The 6334-nt window shown below is 50.4% G+C and carries 4 protein-coding genes; 1 reads left to right on the forward strand and 3 read right to left on the reverse strand.

What is annotated here, in order from left to right; translation table 11 throughout:
- Window positions 1-140: 140 nt before the first annotated feature.
- Window positions 141-1799, reverse strand: a complete 1659-nt coding sequence (locus C3B51_RS15750; RefSeq protein ID WP_130245681.1) for a sensor domain-containing diguanylate cyclase — start codon at window positions 1797-1799, stop codon at window positions 141-143.
- Window positions 1800-1961: 162 nt separating this feature from the next.
- Entirely contained in the window at window positions 1962-4406 is a 2445-nt protein-coding gene (gene hrpB, locus C3B51_RS15755) for an ATP-dependent helicase HrpB (RefSeq protein WP_130245682.1), read from the reverse strand.
- 240 nt (window positions 4407-4646) lie between these two features.
- Here hrpB and C3B51_RS15760 point away from each other — a divergent pair, with 240 nt between their 5' ends.
- Window positions 4647-5204 (forward strand): metal-dependent hydrolase, encoded by a 558-nt coding sequence (locus C3B51_RS15760; protein WP_125719971.1) that lies wholly within the window; start codon window positions 4647-4649, stop codon window positions 5202-5204.
- A gap of 17 nt (window positions 5205-5221) precedes the next feature.
- On the opposite strand, the gene C3B51_RS15765 is transcribed toward C3B51_RS15760, so the two are convergent.
- Window positions 5222-6151: a diguanylate cyclase gene (locus C3B51_RS15765; RefSeq protein WP_130245683.1), complete on the reverse strand. Its 930-nt coding sequence runs from the start codon at window positions 6149-6151 to the stop codon at window positions 5222-5224.
- Between the last annotated feature and the right edge of the window lie 183 nt (window positions 6152-6334).

Here is a 6334-nt window from a genome sequence, read left to right on the forward strand (position 1 = left end):
ATGAAAATATTAATATGAAAGGCATCGTTATAAAATATATTGCGACGAATTACAATCAAATGTCTAAATAACAAAAGCTTATACTACTATTCAAGAGCGAGCTGATAGCCAGTGTTCAGACCACTAGCATAAGTAGTCAGTTAACTGGGTAATTGTCCCTGATAAATACACACTCGGTTACGGCCCGCGTGCTTTGCCTCATACAGCGCTTCATCTGCTTGTTTTAAAAGAACTTTACCACTTTTCATGCCTGGCTGATAAAAAGCCACACCAAAACTGGCCGAAATTGTAAATAGTGTATCTTTTGCAGTAAAACTTAACTCAGTCAAGTCGCAGCGCAAACGCTCCAGATAAACCAGCACCTTATCCTGCTCACATTCGGGGATCAAAATACAGAATTCCTCGCCGCCAATGCGCGCCACCAAATCAGAACTACGGCTGGATGCCAGTAAGAACCGCGCCACCTCTTTGAGCACCTCATCACCCATATCATGGCCCCACTGATCATTGATCTTTTTAAAGTAATCAATATCGAGCAGAACCAAAGCAAACAAGCACCCGTACCGTGTAGAACGGTCCAGTTCCTGCTCAAAACGCAGGGTGAAAAAGCGCCGATTAAACAGGCTTGTCAGCGGATCCTGGTTTGCCGTTTTTTCCAGCAAGGCATTCGCCTTTGTCAGCTCTGCGGTGCGCTCATCAATTTTGTCCTGCAGGTTTTCATTCAGTGCCCTGAGTGTGTGCATCATATAACTAAAATGTGCGGTCAGTTCGCGAACCTCCTGCCAGCCACGCGTCACCCTTGGGGGATCGATCAGCTCTCCTTCATGGGTGACTTTCTCAATATAAGTCTTCAGGTTTTCAATCGGTTGAGAAATGTAGATCGACAAGCCAACACCAACAATCACGGCCAGCAGAACAATCCCAAGTTCCGCAGCATAAATGACCGTGCGATTGGCATACACCATGGCATTCACTTCGCTTTCATCCATCTTGGCCACCAGTCCCCAACCCAACTGGTCAATATAGCGGGTTGATGCCAGCACGGGGACACCGCGATAATCCGGAGATTGCTCAAGCACCAGTTCATTACCTGACAGAGCTTGTATGATGGGCACAGTGCCTTGTGTAAAGGCCACTGTGCGCGTAAATGCCGCCTTGGGATCGTATTTCAAAGGAGTCGCAAACAGCGCATCGCCATTGTCGTTCTGCATGGCTATCAGCCACTCTCCGGTTTGGCCCAGACCGGTGCGGTCCCGGACCAGCTGATTCAAAAACTGAGTTGAGAAGTCAACCTTAACATAGCCCACTAACCGCCCGTCCAGCAGCAAGGGCGCAACCCGGCTAAGCTGCACCACCCCATTATGCTGCTCAAGACGGATCGGACGGTCTTCAAATTGTGCAGACGCCAGGCTGCTGAGCTTTTCAAACCCATGCGTTGCTGTCACAAACTGACCCTGGTGGTCAAACACCCCAATACTTTTAAGATAAGATCTATCTAAGGCTGCATCATTGATGATCCGGGTAATGTGTGCCTGGTATTGCGCGTCGCGAGTGTCATTCCAAAGCACCAGCGAGCGACGCAATTGGGTTCTGCTGGCAATTTGCGCGACATTGTCGTTTGCCCGCTCAACCCCGGCCAGGATCCGCAGTTTAGCAATTTGAGAAATGGCGCTCAGATTGGACTTCACCTGCTCCCGATACTGCACGCCCATGTAGCTGTTAAGAGAATACAGCCCGATAAAGAGCGGCAGTGCCGTCACTAAGATAAAGGTTGCGATAAGCAGGTGTTTTAACTTCACATGCGCCAGTCATACAGCTTGAGCGATCTAATGAGAATAGCACAGGCTCAGCACATTGCGAGCCAAGCAATAATGCAACCAACTAAATAGCGAATTTATGCCAGCAGATACAATCAGTAAAACGGTATACACTCGCTGTGTTATGTTGCACCTGGATTGCTATCACATTCTGCTCTTTACCCGATTGGTCGCCTGAGCCGTGGCCGGGTCGTCAGGCCAGAAATGTTTGGGATAGCGCCCTTTCATCTCTTTTTGTACCTCACGATAGCTGGACTGCCAGAAGTGCGCCAGATCCTGCGTCAGCTGCAATGGCCGCTGTGCAGGAGAAAGTAGCTCCATAAGCACCGGTATTCGCCCTTCACACAAGACCGGGCTGTGGCTCATGCCGTATACTTCTTGCATGCGCACCGACAAGCGCGCCGGACCGTCCAGCTGATACTGCACACGTATACTGGAACCGCTGGGTACGGTAATGCGCGGTGGCAGTATCGCTTTAAGGCGTTGCTGTTGTGCCCACTCCAAGTTACTTAGCAAAGCAGTATGGAGATCGAGCTTTTTCAGTTGCGGCAATTGCCGCATGTCATCTAAATAAGGAGCAAGCCAGGTTTCCAGGCGCGCCAGTAAGCTGGTTTCATCCAGGTCCTGAAACTCCTGTGGATAAAACTGCTGCGCCAGTGCCATCCGTATTAAAAGATCCTCACAATCCGAATAGGCATTGAATATCGCCAGACCTTGCTGGCGCACCAGAGCCAACCAGGCCTGAGTGCGCAGTGTTGTGTCTACCGGTCCCTGCGCGGGCTTAGCCATGTAAACCCAGTGACCGAGGTAAGTGCGTTGCTCATGAATAAACTGCGCCGATTTTTGCTCAAACTCACATACATCACGCTCAGAAAACAGGTAGGGCAAAGCCGCTTGTAACTGCTTAGGCTCAAACGCCGTGGCGCTGAAGATCTGCTGACCTTTGTGCCCCCCTAGCTCGGCAATCGCCAGATAGCTGGCATCCAGCCAGTATGCCTTGTGCGCGTTCACACCGGCCCCATTGGCCAGCACCCAGCCCTGTCCACGCCGTTTGGCAAGGCGATCCGGAAACGCGAGTGCAATAACGATTGGCAAGTGCTCAATCGCAAGGTCTTCTTTAGTTTGCTGAAGCTGGGCACGACGCAGCCAATAGGATAACTGCTGACGAAATGCACCATGCGGTTTTGCTACTTGCTGTTGCAGGGCAATGCTCAGCTCAGGGCTGGATGATAGTCGGCTCTCTAACAGCGCAATCATATAGCAACCAAGGCGGGTAATGCCCGGATATTCAGCTTCAAGTTGCTTTGATTTTAACAGCATATGCCCGTATCTGGGATCCGCGCCCAGTGCCTGAACCTGCTTGCCCAGGGCTGTAACCCGGTCACGATCATCAATCAGCTCTAAACTAAGCAGCAAGGCTTGCGCCTTGGCCAACTGCGCCTCGCTTGGCGTATCCAGCAGTGCCAGTTCATGTACTTCGCTGCCCCAGACTTTGGCCTCCAACATTAAGCCACTCAGATCACTGCACAAAATATCCGGGCGGTCATGGGCATCACGGCGTTCGAACAATGCCTGGCTGCCAAGGCGATATACCACCCCAGCTTCGATACGACCTGCTCGCCCCGCTCGTTGTACCGCAGAGCTACGCGAAATAGATTGGGTCACCAGTTCGCTCACACCGGTGCGCAAATTATACTGAGCAGCCCGCCGTTTACCGCTGTCAACAACGATGCGGATCCCTTCTATCGTTAATGAGGTTTCGGCGACGTTGGTGGTCAACACCACTTTGCGCTTACCAGCAGGTGCCGGCTCAATCGCCGCCTGCTGAGCTTGCTTATCCTGATCGCCAGATAGCGTTGCCAGTATCAGTTCGGGGTAAGATGAGAGCGTATCCTGCAGGGCATCTGCAACATAGCGAATTTCTTTTTGCCCGGGTAAAAAGACCAGAATACTACCGCTCTGCTCGTGTAAGGCCTGACGGACCATTGGCGGGATTTGCTCCAGCCAGCGGCTTTCATCTTTGAGCGGCACATACACTTCGTCAATTGCAAAGCTGCGTCCATCTGAGCGCACCAGCGGACAGGATAAAAACGTTTGATACCGCTCACTGTCGAGCGTTGCCGACATCACCAGTACATGCAAGTCATCACGCAATGCCTGTTGCGACTCCAGCGCAAAGGCCAGCGCAGTATCGGCCGCCAAAGAGCGCTCGTGAAATTCATCAAAAATGAGCAAATCAACGCCCTGCAATTCAGGATCTGCCTGAAGCAGGCGCGTTAATGTGCCTTCGGTCACAATCTCCAGCTGAGTACGAGCGGATACTTTTACTTCCTGACGGATCCTAAGCCCCACCCGCTCACCAACAGGCTCGCCTAATTGCGTCGCCAAAAAGCTGGCAATATTGCGCGCTGCCAGACGCCTCGGCTCCAGCATAATGATGCGTTTAAAGTGCCCATCCAGCATCAGCTGTAGCGGCAGCCAGGTAGATTTACCTGCCCCCGGCGGAGCCTGTAACAACACACGAGGTTGCGTGGTTAATTGCGAGACAAGTTCATTGTAGACGGCCTGAATGGGTAGCGCTGTGATCATTTTTACTGCTGTGTTAAATCCAATATAGGGCTAGTTTATACTAAATCGGGCGATGAAGTGACTCGTTGTGAGGCACATGCCTGTAGTGGTGCTGCTGGTTAATCAAGCACACTAAAACCGACAGATAAAAATAGACAAGCAGTGAGTCAAAGTGGGATGATCAGGGCCCACAGTTGTAAGCCACTTTGCGAGTAAAAACAGTGGTTAGCTGTAAACCAGACAAACATATCAAAGGACCCTATGACCCCCAGTGCACACCTGATGATGAGCTGGCTGTGCGGCGCCAGCACTGTAGTAACAAAACGTGAACGCATACTCATAACCTTAGCGGGCCTGACACCCGATCTGGACGGTGCCGGGTTGCTGATAGACTGGCTCACAGGGACCACCCGATACTATCAACAATGGCATCATGTCTTCGGCCATAACCTGGTGTTTGCCGTGGCTATTGCAACCTGCGCCGGGTTATTGGCTCACACCAGACAAGCGCGTGTCTGGCTGATGTCCTTTGTTGCGATACATTTGCACTTGTTCACTGATTTGATTGGCTCCAAAGGCCCAGATGGTTACCAGTGGCCCATCGAGTATTTGTATCCGTTTAGCAATACCAGTTTGACCTGGCAAGGCCAATGGGCACTTAACGCCTGGCAAAATCAACTCATTTGGTTGGCACTTTTGCTGGCATGTATCAGCTATATCAGGCGCAAAAACATCTCATTTTTCGAACTATTTGGCAGCAAACTGGATGAGGCTGCGCGCTCACTCTGTATCCGGCTCAGCGCCAGATATTTCAGGTAATCGTGTATAGAAAAAGCTTACGACACGAGGGCGACGCAAGCCTGATACTGGTTACGCCCTGCTTCTTTGGCGTGATACAAAGCGTCATCGGCTTGTGCTATCAGTTGCGCCGGCGTTGTGGCTTTGCTACTGCCGGTGCAGGATACGCCCACACTCACAGTCACATGTTTATGGGGAGACATTGGATGGACAATGGCCAAATCGGATATACTTTTTACAATGTCACTGGCAAACTGCTGGGCGCTGTGCACGGATGTGTCGGGTAACAACACCGCGATTTCCTCGCCGCCATAGCGGCAAACTAAGTCGACCGGGCGACGCGCACACAAAGATACCTGCCGGGTCACACTTTTTAGTGCCTGATCCCCTTCGAGGTGGCCCAGGCTGTCATTGAATTTTTTGAAAAAGTCGATATCGATAAGCAGCAATGCCAGCGGCACACGACGGCGCAAACTGTCTTTTAATAGTCGCTCAATTTCGATGTCAAAAAAGCGCCGGTTATAGAGTTCTGTCAGACCGTCAACAAAAGACTGGTTAGTCAGAATATCGGCCTGTACCTTGTATTTGAGGTGGGTGGTGATCCGTTTAACCAGGGTACTGGCAACTAAAGGTTTTTCGATAAAATCCACAGCCCCGGCATCCCAGCACTTTTCCTGCGTTTTAGGGTCTTGATTAGAAGTGATAAAAATCAGGGGAATATCGGCCAGTTCAGGGTCTGATTTAAGCTGCTGACACGCCTCAAGGCCGGACATGCCCTCTAAATGAATATCCATGATGATCAAGTCTGGTTTAATTTTATGGCACACTTTTAACGCGGTTTCGGCACTTTCAAAACTCACCGTGCGGCAAACAGGCTTTAATATGGCGCTTACCAGCTTGCGGATCACCTTTGCATCGTCAACTACCAATACCGTACAACTCTCGATACTGTGTACAATTTCAAACATCGAATTCCATCCCGTTTACCCTGGGTTATACCACTGTGTACCCGCAAAAATGCAGGGTTAACCACCTGATTTTATTAACAAGGGTACTTCTAACACAGTTTATTATACCAATTTGCTTAATTAAGTGTTCTATTTTGAGGCGAGAAAATATGTTCGATAACTAGGCAAAAATTTTGCTATTTA

It is taken from the genome of Pseudoalteromonas rubra, assembly GCF_004212645.1.
Taxonomy (GTDB): Bacteria; Pseudomonadota; Gammaproteobacteria; order Enterobacterales; family Alteromonadaceae; genus Pseudoalteromonas; species Pseudoalteromonas rubra_G.